General features: G+C 47.9%; 1 protein-coding gene. It reads right to left on the reverse strand.

All coding sequences use genetic code 11. From position 1 onward, the window contains the following. Positions 1-355: amino acid kinase family protein (locus AY633_RS15235; protein WP_455657221.1), on the reverse strand; the 355-nt coding region annotated here is incomplete at both ends.

The raw sequence follows: 355 nt of genomic DNA on the forward strand, positions 1-355 counted from the left end.
ATATGTCACATTTATCAGCTTTTAAAGCGGCAGCCAAAGCAACTGCTGTTGTATCTGAACCGCCCCGGCCCAATGTCGTAATTTCACAATCCTCTGTCATGCCTTGGAATCCTGCAACAATGACAATTTTTCCTTTTTCAAGCTGGTCTGCTAAAACCGAAGTGTCGATATCTGTAATCCTGGCGTTTCCGTGAATGGCCTCCGTACGGATTCTCGCCTGCCAGCCAGTATAAGACACAGCGTCATAGCCTTTTTCCTGCAATGCCATTGAAAGGAGTGAAATCGTGACCTGCTCGCCTGTCGCCAGCAGCATATCCATTTCGCGTTTGCTCGGCTGGTCAGAAATAGCTTTTGC

This window comes from Planococcus maritimus, from assembly GCF_001592825.1.
GTDB lineage: Bacteria > Bacillota > Bacilli > Bacillales_A > Planococcaceae > Planococcus > Planococcus maritimus_C.